The following is a 20,634-nucleotide window of genomic DNA, read 5'->3' on the forward strand; positions in this document are numbered from 1 at the left end:
GCCGGGCTCACGTACGCGGAACCGCGCATCCCCGTGGTCTCCAACGTCACCGGAAAGCCCGCGACTTCGGGTGAGCTGACCTCTCCCGAGTACTGGGTGAGACACGTCCGCGAGGCCGTCCGTTTCGCGGATGCCATTCCCGCCCTTCAGGAGCAGGGCGTCACCGCGTTCCTCGAACTCGGGCCCGCCGGTGTGCTCACCGCCCTGGGGCAGGAGTGCGTCACCGAGGACGCCCTGTTCGTGCCGTTCCAGCGTGCGGACGCTCCCGAGGCGCGGGCCGCCGTGACTGCCGTCGGTCGGCTCTTCGCCGCCGGAGTGCCTGCGGACCTGGCCGCCTTGGCCCCGGGTGGGCGCCGGGTGGACCTTCCGACGTACGCCTTCCAGCGGGACTGGTACTGGCTGCGCCCTCTGGAGACCCGCTCCGATGCCGTCGGACTGGGACTCGACCTGGCCGACCATCCCGTCCTGGGTGCGGTCACTCGACTTCCGGATTCCGGTGGCGTGTTGGCGACCGGGCTGTTGTCGCTGCGAAGTCATCCGTGGCTGGCGGATCACGCGGTGGCGGGGTCGGTCGTGGTGCCGGGTGCGGCGCTGGTCGAGCTGGTGGTGCGGGCCGGTGACGAGGCGGGCGCGAGCGCGGTCGAGGAGCTGGTGATCGAGGCGCCGCTGGTGCTGTCCGAGACCGGCGGGGTGCGTGTCCAGGTGGTCGTCGGCGGGGTCGAGGACGGGCGGCGTGACGTCAGCCTCTACTCGGCCGCGCAGGACGCCGGGCCCCACGCTCCGTGGACCCGGCACCTCACCGGCACGCTCACCGAACAGGCCGTCACTGCAACGGAGTTCGACCTCATGTCCTGGCCGCCCGCCGGGGCCGAGGAAATGGCTCTGGAGGGCTTCTACGACGGCCGGCGCGAGGCCGGGCTGGCGTACGGGCCCGCCTTCCAGGGCCTCACGTCCGTGTGGACCAGGGGCGAGGAGGTCTACGCGGAGGTCGTCCTGCCGGAGGAGCAGGCGCCCGAGGGCTTCGGCATCCACCCTGCCCTCCTGGATGCCGCGTTGCAGATCGGCACCTTCTGCGGCACGGACGGCGGGCTGACCCGGCTGCCGTTCGCCTGGAACCAGGTGGCCCTGCACGCGTCCGGCGCCACCGCGCTGCGCGTCCGCGCGGTCCCCGTCGGCGCCGACGGCATCTCGCTGAACCTCGCCGACTCGACCGGCACGCCCGTCGCCGACATCGGCACCCTCATCACCCGCCCGCTGTCGCCCGGAGCCTTCGGCGCGTCCCAGGCGCCCGACGCCCTGTTCCGGGTCGAACGGACACCCGTGGCCGTCGGCGCCGAGGACGTGGCGTTCGCCGTGGCGGGCGAGGACCTGAGCGTGCTGGGGCGGGACGCGGCTCCCGTGGTCATCGCCGACCTGACCGAGGCCGAGGCCCCGGCCGGGCCCGCCCGCGCCCGCGAACTCGCCGGCCGGGCGCTGGACTTCGTCCAGAACTGGTCCGGTGGCCCGGAGTCGACCCTCGTGCTGCACACCAAGGGGGCCGACGCTGCCGACCCCGCGGCCGCCGCCGTATGGGGACTGGTCCGCTCGGCACAGACCGAGAACCCCGGGCAGTACGTCCTCGTCGACGCCGACCACAGCGCCACTCCTCGGCAGATCGCCGCTGCCGCCGTCTCCGGCGAGCCGCAGCTGGTGATACGGGACGGGGCGGTCGCCGCCCTCCGCCTGGCCCGTGCGACCGCCGGCGGTACATCCGGCCGGCCCCTCGACCCGGAAGGCACCGTCCTGATCACGGGCGGCACCGGCACCCTTGGCGCGCTGCTCGCGCGGCATCTGGTGACCGTCCATGGTGTGCGGCATCTGCTGCTGGTGGGCCGGCGTGGTCCGCGGGCCGAGGGGGCGGCCGAACTGGCTGTGGAGCTGGGTGAGTTGGGTGCCGAGGTGCGGATCGAGGCGTGTGACGCCTCGGACCGTGCGGCTCTCGAAGGGCTTCTGGCGTCGGTGGAGCGGCCGTGGGAGCAGGACGGCGGCATGCAGGACTCCCTCACGCACAGCGACCGCGAGCGGATGAGCCGCAGCGGCATGCGGGCGCTCGGCGGGGCCGAGGGTCTCGCCCTCTTCGACGCCGCGCTGCACGCCCCCGACGCGGCGCTGGTCGCGGCCCGCTTCGACTTCCCGGCCCTGCGCAGCCGCACCGGGGAGGACGCCGTGCCCGCTCTGCTGCGCGGTCTGGTCGTACCGGCCCGGAGGTCCGTGCGGTCGGCCGGGGCGGCTGCCGTCGAGTCCCTCGCCCAGAGACTGGCCGCGCTGTCGCGGGAGGAGCGGCGCCAGGCCCTCCTCGACCTGGTCGCCGAGCAGGCCGCCGCCGTGCTGGGCCTGGCGGGAGCGGAGCAGGTGGCGGACGACCAGGCGTTCAAGGACCTGGGCTTCGACTCGCTGACGGCGGTCGAACTGCGCAACCAGCTTGGCGCCCGCACGGGGGTGCGGCTGCCCGCCACCCTCGTCTTCGACCACCCGACGCCGACCGCGCTCGCGCGGCGCCTGGACGAGTCGCTGGTTCCGCAGGACCCGCAGGAGACGGACCCGCAGGAGACAGCGGCTCAGGCGCCCGCACCGGAGGCAGCGGCGGACGACCTGATCGCCGGCATGGACGTGGAGAGCCTCGTGGCGCGCGCCCTGAGCGGCTCGACCAACTGATTCGGTCTCGGACCGGGAGAGAAGATCATGACTGTTTCCGACGAACGACTCGTCGAGGCGCTACGAGCGTCCCTCACCGAGAACGAGCGGCTGCGACGGGAGAACGAGCGGATCACGGCCGCTGCCCAGGAGCCGGTGGCCATCGTGGGCATGGCCTGCCGGCTGCCCGGCGGGGTCGGCTCACCGGAGGAGCTGTGGGCCCTGGTGTCCGGCGGCCACGACGCCGTCACCGGCTTCCCCACCGACCGCGGCTGGGACCTGGACGGCCTCTACCACCCCGAACCCGGCCACCCCGGCACCACCTATGTGAAGGAGGCCGGGGTCCTGCACGGCGCGGGCGGGTTCGACGCCGGCTTCTTCGGCCTCTCCGAACGGGAGGCCCTGGGCACCGACCCGCAGCAGCGCATCCTCCTCGAACTGGTCTGGGAGGCGCTGGAGCGGGCCGGCATCGACCCGCACACCGTCCGCGGCAGCGACACCGGCGTCTTCGCGGGCCTGATGTACCACGACTACGCCAACGGAGTGCGCCAGGTCCCCGACGGCGTCGAGGCGTTCCTCGGGCTCGGCAAGTCCGGCAGCGTGCTCTCGGGCCGGGTCTCCTATCTGTACGACCTGACCGGCCCGTCCGTCACCGTCGACACCGCCTGCTCCTCCTCGCTGGTCACCCTGCACATGGCCGTACAGGCACTGCGCGGTGGCGAGTGCTCCCTGGCCCTGGCCGGCGGGCTTGCCGTGATGGCCACACCCGACGCCTACGTCGGTTTCGCCGCTCAGCGGGCGCTCGCCGCCGACGGGCGTATCAAGGCGTTCTCGTCCACCGCCGACGGCACCAACTGGGCCGAGGGCGCGGGCGTGCTGCTGCTGGAGCGGCTGTCCGACGCGCGGCGCAACGGGCACCCCGTGCTCGCCGTCGTGCGCGGTACGGCCGTCAACCAGGACGGCGCGTCCAACGGCCTGACCGCGCCCAACGGGCCCTCCCAGGAACGGGTCATCAGGGCCGCCCTCACCAACGCCGGCCTGACGCCCGCCGACGTGGACACGGTGGAGGCGCACGGCACCGGCACCGTACTCGGCGACCCCATCGAGGCCCAGGCCCTCCTCTCCACCTATGGCCAGGGGCGGCCGGACGGGCGCCCGCTGTGGCTCGGCTCCCTGAAGTCGAACATCGGGCACGCACAGGCCGCCGCCGGGGTCGCCGGAGTCATCAAGACGGTGCTGGCGCTGCGCAACGAGCAGTTGCCGAAGACCCTGCACGTGGAGCAGCCGACACCGAAGGTGGACTGGTCCGAGGGCGCCGTCGAACTGCTCACCGAGGCCCGCCCATGGCCCCGGGAGGAGGGACGCCCGCGTCGGGCGGGCGTGTCGTCCTTCGGCATCAGCGGCACCAACGCACACGTCCTGCTGGAGGAGGCCCCACCCGAACCGGCACCTGAGCCCGAGCCCGGCACCGGCTCCGTGCGCGCGGCCGGCCCCGTCGCCTGGGCGCTGTCGGCGAAGACCGCCGACGCACTGCGCGCCCAGGCCACCCGCCTCGACGCGTTCCTCGACGCGGCGGACCACCCCGCGGATCCGTACGACATCGGACACGCGCTGGTGCTGACCCGCACCGCCTTCGACGAGCGTGCCGTGGTCGTCGGCGACGACACCGACACCCTGCGCGCCAAGGTCCGGGCGCTCGCCGAGGGGAGTACCGGATCGCTCCCCGGCGTGGCCCGCGGCAGCCGCACCAAGGGCCGACTCGCGGTGCTGTTCACCGGGCAGGGCGCCCAACGCGTCGGCATGGGACGGGAGCTGTACGCGACGTATCCCGTGTTCGCGGAGGCCTTCGACGCGGTCGCCGCGGAGCTGGACCGGCATCTGCCGCGGCCCCTGAAAGAGGTCGTCCTCGAGGACGCGGACGCTCTGGACCGCACCGAGTTCACCCAGCCCGCACTGTTTGCCGTCGAGGTCGCGCTGTACCGCCTGTACGAGTCCTGGGGTGTGCGCCCGCACGCCCTGGCCGGGCACTCCATCGGCGAGCTGACCGCCGCCCACGTCGCCGGGGTGTGGTCCCTGGCCGACGCGGCCCGGCTGGTCGCCGCGCGCGGCCGTCTGATGCAGGCGCTGCCGTCCGGCGGCGCGATGGTCGCCGTACAGGCCACCGAGGACGAGGTGCGGCCCCTGCTCACCGAGGGCGTGGGCCTCGCCGCCGTCAACGGCCCGCGGTCCGTGGTGGTTTCGGGAACCGAGGCCGAAGCACTGGCGATCGGTGCTCACTTCGGCGAACTCGGCCGCCGTACCAAGCAGTTGACGGTCAGCCATGCCTTCCACTCGCCGCTGATGAACCCGATGCTGGCGGAGTTCCGGCAGATCGCCGCCACCCTCACGTACCAGGAGCCGCGCATCCCGGTGATCTCCGATCTCACCGGCCGGCCGGCCACCGCGGAGGAACTCACCTCGCCCGAGTACTGGGTGCGGCATGTCCGGGGCGCGGTCCGTTTCGCCGACGGCATCCGCGCGCTGCGCTCCCAGGGCGTCGCCACCTTCCTGGAGCTGGGCCCCGCCGCGGTGCTGTCCGCGCTGGGCCCCGGCTGCCTGGACACCGCCGACGACGGCGCTGTCTTCCTGCCCGCACTGCGCGTCGACGCCCCCGACGCACAGACCGCGCTCACCGCGGCCGGCGGACTGTTCACCCGGGGCGTTCCCATCGACTGGACGGCGCTCTTCCCGGGGGCACGGCGGGCGGACCTGCCGACGTATGCCTTCCAGCGCCGCAACTACTGGCTGGAGGCCCACGCCGTGACCACCGAGACGATCAGCACCCCCGAGACGGAGACCGGCGCCGCCGACCCCGGCGCCGAGGCCCAGGACGCCACCCGCCGAGGGCTCCAGGCACGGCTGGCCGGGCTGGACGCGGACGCGCAGCTCGCCCTGCTGGTCGACCTGGTCGCGGCGGAGGCGGAGACCGCCCGCACCGAGCAGAACCCGGACGACACCTTCGACGACGAACTCGACGGCGAGAGCCCGTTCTTCGAGGTCGGCTTCAACTCGCTGAGCGCCGTCGAACTGCGCAACCGGCTGGTCGAGGCCACCGGCCTCACCCTCAGCCCGATGCTGCTCTTCGACTACCCGACCCCGGGCTACGTCGCCGAGTTCCTTCTGGAGCAGCTGGCCGCCGAAGGAGGCGAATGAGATGACGGAGCACTCCGACGTCCTGATCGTCGGCTACGGCCCGGTCGGCCAGCTGCTCGCGCTGCTCCTGGCAGACCGGGGGCGCACCGTCACCGCCGTGGAACGCTGGCCGCAGGCCTACCCCATGCCGCGAGCCGTGGCCTTCGACGGCGAGGGCGCCCGGACGCTGTCCGCGGCCGGCATCGGCGGACTCGTCGGCCGGATCGGCGAGCCCTCCGGCGAGTACCGCTGGCAGAATGCCGACGGCCAGGTCCTGCTGCACATCGACGGATCCGAGCGGAAGCTGGCCGGGTGGCCCGAGTCCACCTCGATGTACCAGCCCGCGCTCGAGGCCGAGATGGAGGCCCGCGGGGCCGGCCACGACCTCATCACCCTGCACCGCGGCCACGAGGTCGTCCGCATCGAGGAGGACGCCGCTCCGGACGGAACGGTCCGTGTGACGGCCCTCGGACCGGACGGCGAGGAACGGCTCCTCACCGCCTCCTGGGTGGTCGGCTGCGACGGCGCGAACAGCTTCGTCCGCCGCGCCATCGGCACCGAGATCGCCGACCTCGGCTTCTCCCACGACTGGCTGGTCTGCGACGTCGTCCACCACGACGACCGCGTCTTCGACCCCAACAACCTTCAGATCTGCGACCCGGCCCGCCCCCGCACCTCGGTGTCCGCAGGCCCCGGCCATCGCCGCTACGAGTTCATGCGGATCGCGGGGGAGACGGTCGAGGGGCTCAACACCCCGGAGAGCTGCTGGCGGTTGCTGGAGCTCTTCGACGTGTCACCGGCGAACTCCACGCTCCGCCGCCACCATGTCTACAGCTTCCGGGCCGGCTCGGCCGAGCGCTGGCACCGGGGCCGGCTGGTCATCGCGGGCGACGCCGCCCATGTGATGCCGCCGTTCGCCGGCCAGGGCATGTCCTCCGGTTTCCGGGACGCGGGCGCGCTGGCCTGGCGACTCGACGCGCTGCTCGCCGGCCTGACCGGCCCCGAGATCCTCGACCACTACGAGGACGAGCGCCGCACCCACGTCAAGCACGCCGTCACCATGTCGGTGAACCTGGGCCGCATCATCTGCCAGACCGACCCGAAGGCGGCCGCCGACCGGGACCTGGTGATGCGGGCGGCCGCGGAGCGCGCGGCGGCCGCCGGCTCCGTGCCCCCGCAGCGTTCGCCTCTCCAGCCCCTCACCAAGGGCTTTCTGCGCCGCACGGCGAACGGCAGGCCCGCCAAGCCCGCCGGCGCGCTCTCCCCGCAGGCCCGCGTCGCCCAGGGCAACCGGACCGCCCTGTTCGACGAGATCGTCGGCCTCGGCTTCGTCCTGCTCACGACCGAGGACCCCGAACTCCTGCTCACCGAACCGGACCGTGCGTTCCTGGCCGGTCTCGGCACCAGGATCGTCCGCGTCCTGCCCTCCGGCACCGACCCGGCACGGGCCGTCCCCGGCGAGGTGGTCGACGTCGACGACGTCTACCTCCCGTTCCTGTCCACGGCCTCCGCGACCACGCTCCTGATCAGGCCCGACTTCTACGTCTACGGAGCCGCCGCGGGCCCCGAGGACGTGCGCGCCCTGCTCGACGAGGCCCGCACCGCGCTGCGGGAGGTGGTCCCCGCCTGAAGTGGGCCGCAGCCTGTACGCCGAGGAGGCCGCACCCCGTCACCGGGGGCGGCCTCCTCGGCGTATCGCGCGGCCATCGGAGAGCCGATGGGCCGGCGGTGGTGGCCGAATGTGTGCGGTCTGCGAGGCTGTGTGCGGGGTGAAAGACCGGGGGAGCACGGCCGAGGGCCGCTCCTTCCGCGGCGAGAAGCGGCGCGGAAAGAGCGGCCCGGGGCCATGCGACGTCCAGATTCCAGCAGTCAGTTCTCGCGGGCCTCTCGCGGCATCTCCGCGAGGACCCGGACGACCACCTCCTCCGGGACGGAGGAGACCAGTTCGGGGCCCTCGGGCCCGCTCAGCACGAAGGAGAGATCCGTCATCGCCTTCTTGTCCAGCCGCATCAGCGCGACCAGGTCCGCGTCCCGCAGCCCGGCCGGCAGCCGGTGCGGGAGCCCGTAGTCCCGGACGACCTCCTCGTGCTCGGCGACCCGCGCCTCGTCGATCCGGCCCAGCGCTCCGGCCAGCCGGCCGGCGAACACGGTGCCGATCGCGACGGCCTCGCCGTGCCGCAGGGCGAAACCGCTGGCCCGCTCCAGGGCGTGCCCCAGCGTGTGCCCGTAGTTGAGGATGTGCCGCAGCGAGGCGTCCCGTTCGTCGGCGGCGACGATGCCCGCCTTGCACGCCACGCTCGCCGCGATCTGCTCGACGAGCGGGCGTCCCCGCAGATCCCCGGTGCCGATGAAGTGAGCGCGGGCGATCTCCCCGTACCCGTTGCGCCACTCGCGTTCCGGGAGAGTGTCGAGGAAGTCGGTGTCGCACAGCACCGCGGACGGCTGCCAGTACTGGCCGACCAGGTTCTTGCCCTGCGGCAGGTTCACCGCGGTCTTCCCGCCGACGCTGGCGTCGACCTGGGCGAGCAGCGTCGTCGGCAGATGGATCACCGGCAGCCCCCGGTGGTAAAGAGCCGCGGCGAGTCCGACGGAGTCCGTGGTGGTGCCGCCGCCGACGGAGACGACGGCGTCCGCGCGGCTGAGCCCGTACTCGGCGAAGGCCCGGCACATCCGCTCCACGGTGGCGAGCGACTTGTCCTCCTCCCCGTCCCGCGCCGGGAGATGCAGCGTGGGCAGCCCCGTCTCCGGCAGCAGGGCCCGCGGCCGGGCGGAGACCACGACGGCCTTGCGGACACCCAGCCGGTCCAGGACGCCCGCCAGTCGATGTCGTACGCCCGCGCCTATGTGCACCGGGTACGAGCGCTCGCCCAGCTCCACGTCGACGCGGTGCGCGGTGGTTGCGGTGGTCACAGCAGTCAAGGGTGATCCCTTCGGTCAGGCCGATTGCAGGGGCGTCAGGCCCGTGAACGCGGTCGGCAGAGGAGTGTCCGCGGCGAGGGCCGAGCGGACCGTGCGGGCCGCCCGGGCTCCGGTGCGGGCCGGTATGCCCAGCCGTTCGTGGGTGAGCAGCACGTGGTCGTACAGCAGGAAGTTGACGGGTATGACGTCCTCCCGGCCGGCGGCGGCGACGGCACGGACCGCGGACAGGTACCGGTCCCACAGCGCCACGTCGCCGGGCACGCACACGCCGTCGGGGACCCCCGCGGGGGCGTCCGCCTCCGCCGCGAGCCGAGCCCGTTCCGCCGGGTCCAGGCCGTCCGTGCCGAACTGCCAGAGGTGGAAGAGGAACGCGGCCCGCTCCCGCTCGGGCACGAGGGCGGTGATCTGCCACAGATGCGCCAGGGCCAGCCACTGCCGCTGAGCCGGGTCCCCTCCACCGTCCAGGAGCAGCTCCAGCGCGAACGAACTGGACTCCGTGGCCAGCCGGTGCGCCGTCCGCAGCGTCCCCGGCGAGTGGTACTTGACCGTCTCAGGCGCGTAAGTGCAGGTGATCATCGGCCAGTTGTGGGCGGAGGAGCGAGCCAGCAGCCGACGCTCCAGCTCCTTGAGCACCGGCTCGGCCGAATGGAACCACAGGCCGAGGTCCGGCCCGCCCGTGGCGTCCGGCCGCCGGAACTCCCACTGAGCGTCCGGGTCCTGTGTGCGCAGATGGTCCACCAGCTCGCCGACCATCGTGGTCACGACCCGGACGGCGTGCTGCTCCGGCCGGCTCCGCATGGGGTTGGGCAGTCGGACGAAGAGCCATTGACGGTTCATCGCGGAAATCTCCTCGTGGAATGGCGGGGCAGTGGACGGATGCGGCGAGGCTAGGCTCCGCAGCACCCCGAAATCCCCGCCGAGGGCGAGCACGAGGCCCCGGAGCCGAACTCAGGGCGGAAATAGGGGGATCGGGGAGGGGGTGGCAATTCCCGGCCCCCTGCCCGCCTGGGGCGGTTCACGGTCCAGGCGGCACCAGTGCCGCCGGGCTGCGCGCGCTGCTCGTCGCCGCCGGGGTCCGGCAGGTGGATGTGCGATTGCCGGGCAGTGGGGCGGGCCGCCGAGACTCCACGGAATGAGTGGTGTCACGGGATTTCTCGGTATCGACATCGGCGGCACCAAGGTCGCCGCCCGGGTGGAGGGCGCGGACACCGAACCGCACCTGACCACCTTCCGCTGGACTCCGGCCGCGGACGCACACGAGGACATGGCCGCACTGGCCGAGTGCCTCGCGGGCGTACGGCGCCGCTGGCCAGGACCGATCGCCGCGGCCGGCGTCGCCCTGCCCGCCACGCTGGGCCCCGACGGCCGCGTGACGGCCTGGCCCAACCGCCCCTCCTGGGCCGGCCTGGACCTCGCGGCGGAACTGCGCCGCATGCTGCCCGGGGGCACCGTGTCCGTCGCCGACGACGGCGATCTCGCCGCACTCGCCGAGGCCCGGGCCGCGGACCTCGCCGACGTGCTGTACGTCGGCGTCGGTACCGGCATCGGCGGCGGCAGCGTCCTCGGCGGCGAGCTCTGCCCCGGCCCCACCCGCGGCTCCTTCGAACTCGGGCACCTCGTCATCGAGCGTTTCGGCGCCCCGTGCGACTGCGGCCGGCGCGGCTGCGTCCAGGCCCGCGCCTCCGGCCCCGCCGTGCTGCGCCGGGCGGCCGAACTCCGGGACGCGCCCGTGACCTACGCCGAGTTGTGCGAGGGCTGGCGGCAGCGGGTGTCCTGGGCCGTGGTCGCCGTCGACGAAGGCTGCGCCGCCCTCGCCACGGCCGTCGTCTCGGCCACCGAGTTGCTGCATCCCGCCGCGGTGGTCGTGGGCGGCGGATTCGCCGCAGGGCTGTCCGGCTTCACGGCCCTGGTGGCCCGCCACGCCGGGCAGCTGTCCCGCCCCGGCCACCCCGCCCCCGTCCACCGCGAGGCGCTCCTCGGCGGCCTCTCCTCCCTGCACGGCGCGGTGCAGCTCGCACGCGGCGCGGCCACCGTCGCGGGCGGCATCGGGCAGTGGGCGGCGGATTCCCCGGCAGTGGTCCGCACGGCCCGATAGTGGTGCCGCGCAGGCCACACAACCCCGCCCCCGGCCCGGCCGCGCCACCCCTTCCATCAGTCGACTCACTTCGAGGAGTGCCGTGTACACACGTCGAAACGTTCTCCGGGCCGGAGCAGGAGCCGGGCTGGCGCTGGCCGCGTCGGCCGCCGGGGCGGGCACCATGGCCACGGGAGCACCGGCCGTCGCCGCCGATGACTGGACAGGACTGGGTTCCCGCCTCAAGGGCGACCTTGTCCTGCCGGCCGACGCCGGCTACGACCTCGCCAAGCAGAACCAGTTCGCCGAGTTCGACGCCGTCCACCCGTCGGCCGTCGCCTACTGCGAGACACCGTCAGATGTGCAGGCCTCCATAAGATTCGCCCGCGACCAGGGCATATCCGTGCGCACCCGCAGCGGCGGACACAACTACCGCGGCTGGTCCACGGGCGAGGGCCTGGTCGTCGACGTCTCCCGTATCCGCCACGCCACGGTCGGCACCTCGACGGTCCGCATCGGTCCGGGACTGACCTCGGTCGACGCGCTCTCCGCGCTGGCCCCTTACGACAAGCAGCTCGTCTGCGGCACCTGCCCCACCGTGTGCCCGGGAGGCTTCCTCTCCGGCGGCGGAATCGGCTACCAGACCCGCAAGTTCGGCATGGGCCTGGACCACGTCCGCTCCGTCCAGCTGGTGCTCGCGGATGGTCGTCTGGTGCGCGCCTCGGCCACGCAGCACCCTGATCTGTACTGGGGCCTGCGCGGCGCCGGCGGCGGCAACTTCGGCGTCGTCACCGAGTTCGAGGTGACCCCGATCGCCGCACCGCGCATGGTCTTCTTCAACACCACCTGGTCGTGGGACAGGGCCGAGGCGGTGTTCGCCGCCTGGCAGACCTGGCAGCTCACCAGCCCGCTCGCCCTCGGCTCGGCGCTCATCTTCATGCTCCCCGACGCCGCTCCCGGTGCGGTCCCGCAGATCATCGTCACCGGCGGCTACCACGGCTCCGCGGCCGGGGCCACCGCCGCCCTGGACCAGCTGACCTCCCTGGTGGGGACCCAGCCCACCAGCAGGTCGGCGAGCGACCTGCCGTACCACGAGGCGATGAAGACCGCCTACGGCTGCGGCGATCTCACCCAGGACCAGTGCCACCGGGAAGGCACCAACCCCGACGCGCTGCTGCACCGGGTCGGCTGGCTGCGCGAGGCCTACCGGTTCTTCGACAAGCCGTTCTCGCCGACCGAGCTGAACCGGCTCGTCACGGCGTGGGAGGGCGACCGCCGGCCGGGCCAGCGCCGCTTCCTGCACTGCATGTCCGTCGGCGGCGCCGCCAACGCCGTCGCCCCGGACGCCACCGCCTTCCCGCACCGCTCCGCCAACTTCATCGTCGGCTTCACCACCCAGCTCGACCAGCCGACGCATCCCGAGGACGAGCAGGCGGCGACCGCCTTCGTGGAGAAGGGCGCCGCGCTGCTGAACCCGCTGGGGGACGGGGCGTACGTCAACTTCCCCGGCTCGCAGCTGCCCGACTGGGCCACCCAGTACTACGGCGGCAACTACCAGCGCCTGCTGACCGTCAAGCACCGCTACGACCCCGACAACTTCTTCCGCCACCCCCGCTCCATCGGCAGCACCACCCAGTGACGCCACGTACCCGGACACGGAACGAGGAGAACCGATCATGAGTGATTCGACCAGGCGCGGCACCGCGGTGGTCATCGGCGCCGGCATCGCAGGCCTGACCGCGGCCACGTCGCTGTCCGACGCGTTCGAGGCCGTCGTGGTCGTCGACCGCGACGAGCTGCCCGACGGCGGCCGGCCGCGCCGCGGTGTACCGCAGGGGCAGCACTCGCATGTGCTGCTCGTGGCCGGCCAGCGCGCCCTGGAGGAGCTGTTCCCCGGCCTCGGCGAGGAACTCGTCGCGGCCGGGGCCCAGGTCTTCGACTCGGGCGCGGACCTCCACCTCTACCGGCTCGGCGCCGCCTGGAACCCGGTGCACAGCGGGCAGCCGTTCGTCTCCATGAGCCGTCCGCTGCTGGAGTACACCATCCGCCGGCGGGTCGAGGCGCTGCCGAACGTCACCGTGCGCCCCGGCACCTCGGTCTCCGGGCTCGGCGGCGCCGACGGCCGCATCACCGAGGTGCTCCTGGAGGGCACCGAGCGGCTCGCCGCCGACCTGGTCGTGGACACCACCGGACGCGGCAGCCGCTCCGACCGCTGGCTGTCGGCACTCGGATACGCCACCCCTGAGGTGGAGGAGGTCAAGGTCAACGTCGGCTACGTCAGCCGCCTGTACCGGCACGTGCCCGGCGACCTCGACGTCAAGGCCGCGTTCGTGCAGCCCACCCCGCCGGCCGAGAAGCGCATCGGCGCCGCGCTGCTGATCGAGGACGACCAGTGGCTGGTCTCGGTCGGCGGCTGGCACCGCGACTACCCGGCCGCCACCGAGGAGGGGTTCCTACAGCACGCGGACAGCCTGCCGGACCCGATCATCGCCAAGCTCGTCCGCCAGGCCGAGCCGCTCACCGAGCCGGTCGCCTTCCAGTACCCGGCTAACCGGCGGCGCCACTTCGAGGCCATCGAGGAGGTCCCGGCCGGCTATCTGGCCCTCGGCGACGCCATCTGTAGCTTCAACCCGCTGTACGGGCAGGGCATGACCTGCGCCGCACAGGAGGCGCTCGCCCTGGGCCGGCTCCTCGCCGACCACGAGGGCGTCACCGCGGAGCTGTCCCGCGCCTTCTACCAGGAGGCCGCCGGGGTGCTGTTCGTGCCGTGGCAGGCCGCCATCGGCGGTGACTTCGACTACGCCGAGACGGTGGGCCAACGCCCTTACGCCGCCGAGCTGTTCGGCCGCTACTCCACCCAGGCGCAGCTGGCCGCGCAGGTCTCCGGCGAGGTCCGCAAGGTGATCCTCTCGGTGCAGCACCTCCTGGTGCCGCCGATGGCTCTGTGGGAGCCCTCGCTCACGGCCGAGATCGTCCGCGCCGCCCGGCACGCGCCCGAGGGCACCGAGCCGGAGTTCGGGCACGGCGCGTACGGGCGTCCGCTGTGGACCCTCGAGGACCGGGACGCCGAGCGGATCCGGGCCGCGCTGCGCGAGGCGGGGCTGCCGGAGTTCACGGACCAGCAGCCCGGCTTCGCCGTCGAGGGCGGCGCGCCGATCCTGGTGGCACGCCTGGACGGGGGCGACCGGGAGGACTACGCCGAGGTCATCACCGCGGCCGGGTTCACCGTCACTGCCGACCCCGACGACCCGACGACGCTGCGTGCAGTGGCGTAGCGGGCTCCTCCTCCTCGGCGGCGGCCAGGGCGGCGCTGTCGTAGGCCGCCCTGGCCGCGGTGACCGCACCACGGTTGCGTTCCGCCCAGTCCATCAACGTGACGAAGGCGTCGTGCAGTTCGCGTGCGCTGTCCGTGACGCTGTAGACGACCTTCGCCGGGACGGTGGGGTAGACGGTGCGCACCAGCAGGCCGTCCCGCTCCAGGCTGCGCAGGGTCAGGGTGAGCATGCGTCGGCTGATGCCCGGGATGGTGCGCTCCAGTTCGGTGAAGCGGACCGGTTTCTCGGCCGCCACCAGGATGATCTGGATGCTCCATTTCCCGCTGATCCGCTCCAGCACCTCGCGCACCGGACAGGCCTCCACATCGGTCATGGCGTCCGTGTCCAGCTCGGTTACACCCGTGTTCCGTTGGGACATAAAAGTGCCTCCTTCCCAGTCAGGCCATCGTTACAGATGATGGAGTCAGTAACAAGACGTAACGTCAGCACACCGACTGATACCTGACAGAACACCCCCGTTGATTGCACATCCATCAGAAAGGAAAAAGGCATATGTCTGCCACATCGCCTGTCCGGTCCTCCGGCCGGCCGGCTACGAAGATGGCACTGCTGGCGTTCTGCATGCTCATCTTCTCCGTCGACTACAACATCGTGTACGTGGCGCTGCCGGAGATCGGCCGTGAGGTCGGCTTCTCGGCGCAGTCGCTGCAATGGGTGGTCAGCGCCTACTCGGTCGGTCTCGGCGGCGCCCTGCTCATCGGCGGCCGCGCGGTGGACCGCCTCGGCGCCCGCCGGATGCTCGTCCTCGCCCTCGGCCTGTACGGCCTGGCGTCGATGGCCGGCGGCCTGGCCGGCAGCCCGGGTCTGCTGATCGCGGCCCGTGTGGTCCAGGGACTGGGCGGCGCACTGCTCTTCCCGGCCACCCTGTCGCTGATCAACACCAGCTTCTCGGACGAGGAGCGCGGCAAGGCGTACGCATGGTGGGGCACCGCCGGTGCCTCCGGCGCGATCATCGGCTCGATGGTCGGCGGTCTGCTCACCAACTACCTGGGCTGGGAGTGGGTGTTCTTCGTGAACGTCCCGCTCTGCCTCATCGCCATCGCCGGCCTGCTGTCGAACTTCGACGCCGACGCGGTGCAGGGCGACGCCCGCGGCTTCGACCTGCCGGGCGCGCTGCTCGCCACGGGTGCCTCCACCCTCCTGGTCTTCGGCCTGATCAGCGGCCCCGAGGCCGGCTGGGCCTCCGCCCGCACGATCATCGTGCTGGCCGTCGGCCTCGCCCTGGGCGTCGGGTTCTTCGCCCTGGAGGCCCGTACCGCCGACCCGCTGGCCCCGTCCCGTCTCTTCGGCTACCGAGGCCTGCTCACCGCGATCCTGATCATCTTCGTCTTCCAGGGGGCCATCAACACCCTGCACTACCTGTTCTTCATCCAGCTCCAGGACGTCATGGGCTACAGCCCGTTGCAGGCCGGCCTCGCCTTCCTGCCGATGAGCGCGGTCGCCATGCTCGGCTCCAACAAGCTGCTGCCCCTGGTGGTCAAGCGCTGGGGCGTGCGCACGGCGCTGTTCACGGGCATGCTCGGAGTCGGTACGGCCATGATCGTGCTCGCCGCGTCCATGTCCACGAGCCACAGCTTCTGGCCCCTGCTCCCGGCCGTCCTGCTGTGGGGCCTGTTCGCCGGCATGATCTACCCGGCGATGTTCATGGCCGCCGGTTCGGACGCCGCGCCCGACGAGCAGGGCGTCGCCTCCGCGCTCGCCCAGACCTCCGCGCAGATCGGCGGCGCGATGGGCATGGCCGCGCTGATCGCGGTCGCGAACTCCGGGCTCGACCTGGGCGAGGGTGCGCACAACGCGGTCGGCGACGTGGTGAACGGCCTCCAGCTCGCCGCCCTCGTGGGCGGCGTGGCGGCCATCGCCGGTGCGTTCCTCGCCTTCCGCGTCAAGTCCCAGAAGGCGGCGGCCCAGGACACGGACGTCCAGGCCGCACCGGAACCGGCGATCACGGAGGCCGCCCAGCCCCAGACCATCAACTGACGTCACACCCCGCTCCCCACCCCACCCGCCCGCCAGTGCCCCGGCACTGGCGGGCGAAGGCGTCCCCTCCCCACGCAGGGCAGGGCCACCGCCGACTGAACCCACCGACGCGGCGCGGGATCTCGGGACCAGCAGATGCGGGGCACCCATGCGTGGGGTGGGCCGACGCGGGTGGCCGTTCAGCGGACCCGCGCTGCTGTGGCGGCAACACGTCGGACCTGCCGCCGAGGACGGACGCTCTCCGGACATCCGGCGCAGCAGGCTCTCCGGCCCCTGGGGTGAGTGCCCGCGGAGGCGGGGGCAGAGCCGGCGGCGGGCACGTGTCCAGGCGCGCCACGTGCCACCCCGCCGACGCCCGACCGTCGCCTTCGGGCCTCGCGGAAGCAGCGCCGTCTGCTCTCTGCTCGGGGCCGGTGCTCGCCATGGGTGAAGTGGTGCAGGCAGGGCCAGAGTTGGCAGCGGCACACTTACAGGCGGCTGCGCCACATCCCCCGGCCCTCGGGCCCCCGGCTCCCCGACGCCCGAGGGCTGAAGCGGTGCAGCCATTCGCCGGGTACGGCGACGCAGTACCGTCCATGCTCCATCAAGCCCCGCCTTCGGCGGTCGCTCGTCCTGGGCGGAAGGCGCACAGGTCGGGGCAGATGTGACGACGAGGGTGCCCCTCCGTGGTGGAGGGGCACCCTCGTCGTCGTTGTGCTCGGATGTGTGCGGGGCGGTCAGGCCTCCGTGACCAGGAGGGTCTCCTCCGGGGCCAGGATGGTGCCCACCGCGTTCTCGTAGTCCGCCGGCTTCACCAGGACGCGGATCTGCTGGCGGCCGCCCGCGACCGTGATCAGCCGCTTGCCGATCAGGGTCAGCTGACCGGTCTCGAAGGCACGGCCCCGGATCAGCGTCACGGCCGAGTTGAGCTCGCGCGCGTACTCCCGCAGCGCGGGCTCGCCCCGCCACTCCGACAGATCCCGTACGACGTCGGGGAACCGGTAGACGACCTCCCACGCGCCGTCGCGCGGACGCCGGTTGAGCGTCCAGTACCCGTCCTCGGGGTCCAGCCGGTACGTGCAGCCGTACTGCTCCTGCTCACCCTCGGCCAGCCGCAGCGGCTCCAGGAAGGAGGGCCCTGCGAAGCCGACGTCGACCAGCCACCGCTCGTCACCGAACCGCACCACGTGGAACATGTGCTCCAGCTCGGGCCCGAACTGGCCGTTCGCCATCCGGACCCCCGCGGCCATCACGGAGACGTCGAAGCCCAGCCGGGTGAGCAGGTTGCGGAAGAGCCCGCTGAGCTCGTGGCAGACACCTCCACGCCCCTCGGAGACGACCGCGTCGAACGTCTCGTCGACGTCGATGTCCACGTACTCCCAGATGTCCAACCCCCGCCCGGCATTGAGCGAGTTGTCGAACGGCACCTTCATCAGGTGCAGCTTGTGGAGCGTCCGCAGCAGCTCGGGGGTCGGGTCGAGGGGACCCGAGTAACCCAGTTTCTTCAGATAGGCATCTGTGTCGAACACCTGGAAAACCTCCATGCAGGAAACGGGAATCGAGAACGTGGCCTTCAGCCCGCCTTGGAGGCGTTCGGCCACAGGAACGACGGAAGGTCCTGACGGCGCTGAATCCTCAGCTTCCGGTAGACCCGGGTGAGGTGCTGTTCCACGGTGCTCGGTGTGACGTAGAGCTTCGCCGCGATCTCACGGTTCGTGTATCCCATGACCGCCAGCGAGGCCACCCGCGTCTCCGAGCCGGTCAGTCCGCCCGCCGCACCGCGGGTCTCCGGTGGGGGCACCCGGTCCGCCTCGCCGTCGGCGGACCCCGCGAGCAGCTCCTGGGCCAGCGGCTGCGCCCCGCACGCCTTCGCGACGTGCAGGCTCTGCCGGAACAGCATCCGCGCCCGGCGCTGCTCGCCCACCGCGTTGTACAGCCGGCTCATGTCGCCCAGCACCCGCGCCTGTTCGAAGCGGTCCCCGGCCGATTCCAGCAGCTCGAGTGCCTCGTTGAGCAGTTGCAGTCCGCGCCCCGGCGCACAGGTCGCCGCGTAGAGCCGCAGCGCGATGCCCCGGGCCCGCCCGCCGCTCGCGCCCGGCCGGGACAACTGCTCGTGCACCAGCTGCTTGGCCCGGTCCATGTTGCCCAGCTGGATGCACGCCTCGGCTGCCCCGGCCCGCCAGGGCAGCGGACCGAAGCCCTGTACACCCCACTGGCGCTGCAACTCCCCGCAGGACAGGAAGTCGCCGAGCGCGGCCCGGTGGTGATGCGTCGCCAGATGATGGATGCCGCGCGCCTGCAAAAAGGGCAGTCCGTACCAGCTCTCGTACATCGCCGACGGCACAGCCTGCGACAGATGGCGCAGCGCTTCGTCGTACCGGCCCATCCGGGTCGTGGCGACGATCAGCCCGGACAGCGGCAGCCCGATGGCCACCCCCCACGACTTGGCCGGCAGCAGCTCCAGCGCCAGCCGCCCGCGCTCGAAGGCCGCGGCCAGGTCCCCCTGGCGTACGGCGACGGTGGCGCGCACCGCCTGGAAGACAGCCTGCCAGGTGGGCGTGGCGCGTTCGGCGGCGTCCAGCGCGAGGCGTTCGCACCATTCGGCCGCGCTGTCCGTCCGGTCCCCGTGCGCCAGCGTGAGCAGGGCCAGCAGCGCGGCCTCCTCGGACCAGTACGCGGAACGGCTCAGCCGCAGGTCCCACAGCACATGCTCGGCCCGCTCCACCGCCACCTGCCGATCCCGGGCCAGCTCCCCGGCGAGCGCGGCGGCGCGCTCCAGCCAGGGCTCGCTGCGCAGCGTCACCACGCTGCCACCGCCCGGGCGGCGCGGGCCCGGAACGGGGGTGCGGGCCGGCCGGGCGAGCTGCGGATGGGCCCAGCCCAGCCACTGCTCCAGGTCGCTCTGCTCGCCGGAGACCGCCCCGCGGGCGGTGGCAGCTGTGCGCAGCCGTTCGAGTGCCTCCGCCGCCTCCGCATTCCGTCCGTGCCACAGCAACTGCCGTATCAGCAGTACCGATTCGGCGAACCGCAGCCGGCCCGCCCGGTCGGCCGTGACGAGCTGCGGCAGACTGCGGGCGGCGGGCGCGGGGTCGGAGAGGAACTCGGTGTGGGCCAGCCGGGCGAGGATCTCGGCCCGTTCGGTCAGATCGCCGCTGGAACGCTGGGCGAGCTCCAGGCAGACGGCGGCCGCGTCGGGCCGGTCGGCGAGCAGTTCGTGGTCGGCGGCCTCCAACAGGACCTGCACTGCCCAGGGTTCGTCGGCGCGGCCTGCCGCCAGCAGATGCCGGGCCACCTGGCCGGCCGGTGCCCCGCCGTCGTACAGAAGTCCGGCGGCGCGGCGGTGGAGGGCGGCCAGCGTGCGGGGAGCGAGGTCGTCCAGGACGGCCTGGCGGACCCCGGGCTCGCGGAACCCGCCATCGGAAAGCAGCAGCCCGGCCGCCGTCAGCACTCTTACCCCCGGCTCCACGGGTACGTCCGCCAGGGCGGCGACGGTGTCGTCGGCGGCGTCGGGGCCCAGGACGGCCAGGGCGCGGGCCAGCGCGAGCGCGGCCTCGTCGCCGCGGTGCAGGCAGCTGAGGACCGCGAGGCAGTAGGACGGGCCGACGCTCTCGTCGCCGTCGGAGGCCTCCCAGTCGTCGGCGAGGGACGACAGCAGCAGCGGGATGCCGCCGGTGGTGGCACGGAAGTACGGGGTGAGGCGGCGCGCGGTCTCCGGGCCGAGGCGTGGCGAGAGGAACGCCGTGACGCCGGCCTCGCCGAGCGGTCCGACCTTCAGCCGGTCCGGCCCCGCCTGCCGCACCAGCTCGGCACGTAGCTGGAGGTTGACCGGGGCCACGTCGGTGTTGTCGGTGAACACCATGGCCATCGGGGCCGAGCGCAACCGGTGGGCGAGGTGCAGCAGCATCCGCAGGGAGGGTTCGTCGGCGTGCTGAACATCGTCCACGGCGATCAGGACCGGCCCCTCGGCGGAATGGTCCAGCAGAGCGGCCCACAGGTCGTCGGCGGAGTGCGCCGTCGTGCCGTGGCCGGCCGGGCCGGCGTAGCGCAGCAACTGGGTGACCACCCCGTGGGCGTGGGTGCGTTCGGGCCGGGAGCAGATGGCGTGCAGCAGCCGGAAACCGGCCTCCTCCGCACGGTCGGCGAAGGTGTTCAGCAGTTCCGTCCTGCCGGACGCGGACGGCCCTTCGATCAACGCCGTCCGGCCTCTCCCGGCGAGCGCGGCCTCCTGGACGCGGCGCAGCCTTCCCAGTTGTTCCTCGCGTTCGACAAGCATCGCTGACCCCCCAGACGTGGTGGCCGTTCGCGGGCCGGGTCCACTATCGGCGGGAGCGGGCCACCGCCCGGGAACCCGTCGACCAACCGGCCGGGAACCGGTCATCCATTCGAACGGCGGGCGCCCTGTAGGGGCGTGGGGCTGTGGAATATGCGGCTCCGCCGCGCGGGCGCGGTCAGCCACGATGGCGCAGCGGACGGTCGGCGGTGCCCTTTGCGGCCCCGCCGCGGAGC

The 20,634-nt window shown here is 72.9% G+C and carries 12 protein-coding genes; 7 read left to right on the plus strand and 5 right to left on the minus strand.

Translation table 11 applies throughout. The features are described from left to right. From IF54_RS44095 to IF54_RS0132250, 3 genes are all read left to right on the plus strand, one after another. Positions 1-2,694 (plus strand): polyketide synthase dehydratase domain-containing protein (locus IF54_RS44095; protein WP_037820930.1); only part of this gene is annotated, 2,694 nt, incomplete at its 5' end. Positions 2,695-2,718: 24 nt separating this feature from the next. Beyond that, positions 2,719-5,865 (plus strand): type I polyketide synthase, encoded by a 3,147-nt coding sequence (locus IF54_RS0132245; RefSeq protein ID WP_420790753.1) that lies wholly within the window; start codon positions 2,719-2,721, stop codon positions 5,863-5,865. Between the two features lies 1 nt (position 5,866). Further along, on the plus strand, positions 5,867-7,474 hold the full coding sequence (locus IF54_RS0132250; protein WP_030325244.1) for a bifunctional 3-(3-hydroxy-phenyl)propionate/3-hydroxycinnamic acid hydroxylase: 1,608 nt from the start codon (positions 5,867-5,869) through the stop codon (positions 7,472-7,474). A gap of 239 nt (positions 7,475-7,713) precedes the next feature. On the opposite strand, the gene IF54_RS0132255 is transcribed toward IF54_RS0132250, so the two are convergent. Both IF54_RS0132255 and IF54_RS40605 read right to left on the minus strand, forming a co-directional pair. Next, a complete protein-coding gene (locus IF54_RS0132255; RefSeq protein ID WP_030325246.1) occupies positions 7,714-8,754 on the minus strand; it encodes a 3-dehydroquinate synthase family protein in 1,041 nt (346 codons plus the stop codon). 24 nt (positions 8,755-8,778) lie between these two features. Then, positions 8,779-9,600, minus strand: a complete 822-nt coding sequence (locus IF54_RS40605) for a lantibiotic dehydratase C-terminal domain-containing protein (protein WP_051735616.1) — start codon at positions 9,598-9,600, stop codon at positions 8,779-8,781. Between the two features lie 295 nt (positions 9,601-9,895). Between IF54_RS40605 and IF54_RS0132265 the strand changes: the two genes are divergently transcribed. The 3 genes from IF54_RS0132265 (at position 9,896) to IF54_RS0132275 (ending at position 14,112) form a co-directional block, all read left to right on the plus strand. Further along, positions 9,896-10,858, plus strand: a complete 963-nt coding sequence (locus IF54_RS0132265) for an ROK family protein (protein ID WP_051735617.1) — start codon at positions 9,896-9,898, stop codon at positions 10,856-10,858. A gap of 82 nt (positions 10,859-10,940) precedes the next feature. Beyond that, complete coding sequence (locus tag IF54_RS0132270; RefSeq protein ID WP_030325252.1) at positions 10,941-12,476, plus strand: FAD-binding oxidoreductase; 1,536 nt, start codon at positions 10,941-10,943, stop codon at positions 12,474-12,476. A 37-nt stretch (positions 12,477-12,513) separates the two neighbouring features. Further along, positions 12,514-14,112 (plus strand): FAD-dependent oxidoreductase, encoded by a 1,599-nt coding sequence (locus IF54_RS0132275; protein WP_063754990.1) that lies wholly within the window; start codon positions 12,514-12,516, stop codon positions 14,110-14,112. On the opposite strand, the gene IF54_RS0132280 is transcribed toward IF54_RS0132275, so the two are convergent. Continuing rightward, positions 14,066-14,530: a winged helix-turn-helix transcriptional regulator gene (locus IF54_RS0132280; RefSeq protein WP_030325257.1), complete on the minus strand. Its 465-nt coding sequence runs from the start codon at positions 14,528-14,530 to the stop codon at positions 14,066-14,068. The two genes, IF54_RS0132275 and IF54_RS0132280, sit on opposite strands and share 47 nt — an antisense overlap. A gap of 182 nt (positions 14,531-14,712) precedes the next feature. Here IF54_RS0132280 and IF54_RS0132285 point away from each other — a divergent pair, with 182 nt between their 5' ends. After that, positions 14,713-16,149: an MFS transporter gene (locus tag IF54_RS0132285; protein WP_199821273.1), complete on the plus strand. Its 1,437-nt coding sequence runs from the start codon at positions 14,713-14,715 to the stop codon at positions 16,147-16,149. A 716-nt stretch (positions 16,150-16,865) separates the two neighbouring features. Here the strand turns inward: IF54_RS0132285 and IF54_RS0132290 are convergent. Then, positions 16,866-17,657: an arylamine N-acetyltransferase family protein gene (locus IF54_RS0132290; protein WP_030325261.1), complete on the minus strand. Its 792-nt coding sequence runs from the start codon at positions 17,655-17,657 to the stop codon at positions 16,866-16,868. Between the two features lie 44 nt (positions 17,658-17,701). After that, positions 17,702-20,401, minus strand: a complete 2,700-nt coding sequence (locus tag IF54_RS0132295; protein WP_030325262.1) for a helix-turn-helix transcriptional regulator — start codon at positions 20,399-20,401, stop codon at positions 17,702-17,704. Positions 20,402-20,634 lie beyond the last annotated feature (233 nt).

Origin of the sequence: Streptomyces sp. NRRL B-3229 (assembly GCF_000719505.1) — a bacterium.
Taxonomy (GTDB): Bacteria; Actinomycetota; Actinomycetes; order Streptomycetales; family Streptomycetaceae; genus Streptomyces; species Streptomyces griseorubiginosus.

What these genes read in the sequence shown, in the direction of transcription:
- IF54_RS0132275 (WP_063754990.1), top strand. Translation starts at nt 12,514, where the DNA reads ATGAGTGATTCGACCAGGCGCGGCACCGCGGTGGTCATCGGCGCCGGC.
- IF54_RS0132250 (WP_030325244.1), top strand. Translation starts at nt 5,867, where the DNA reads ATGACGGAGCACTCCGACGTCCTGATCGTCGGCTACGGCCCGGTCGGC.
- IF54_RS0132285 (WP_199821273.1), top strand. Translation starts at nt 14,713, where the DNA reads ATGGCACTGCTGGCGTTCTGCATGCTCATCTTCTCCGTCGACTACAAC.
- IF54_RS0132265 (WP_051735617.1), top strand. Translation starts at nt 9,896, where the DNA reads ATGAGTGGTGTCACGGGATTTCTCGGTATCGACATCGGCGGCACCAAG.
- IF54_RS0132280 (WP_030325257.1), bottom strand. Translation starts at nt 14,530, where the DNA reads ATGTCCCAACGGAACACGGGTGTAACCGAGCTGGACACGGACGCCATG.
- IF54_RS0132295 (WP_030325262.1), bottom strand. Translation starts at nt 20,401, where the DNA reads ATGCTTGTCGAACGCGAGGAACAACTGGGAAGGCTGCGCCGCGTCCAG.
- IF54_RS40605 (WP_051735616.1), bottom strand. Translation starts at nt 9,600, where the DNA reads ATGAACCGTCAATGGCTCTTCGTCCGACTGCCCAACCCCATGCGGAGC.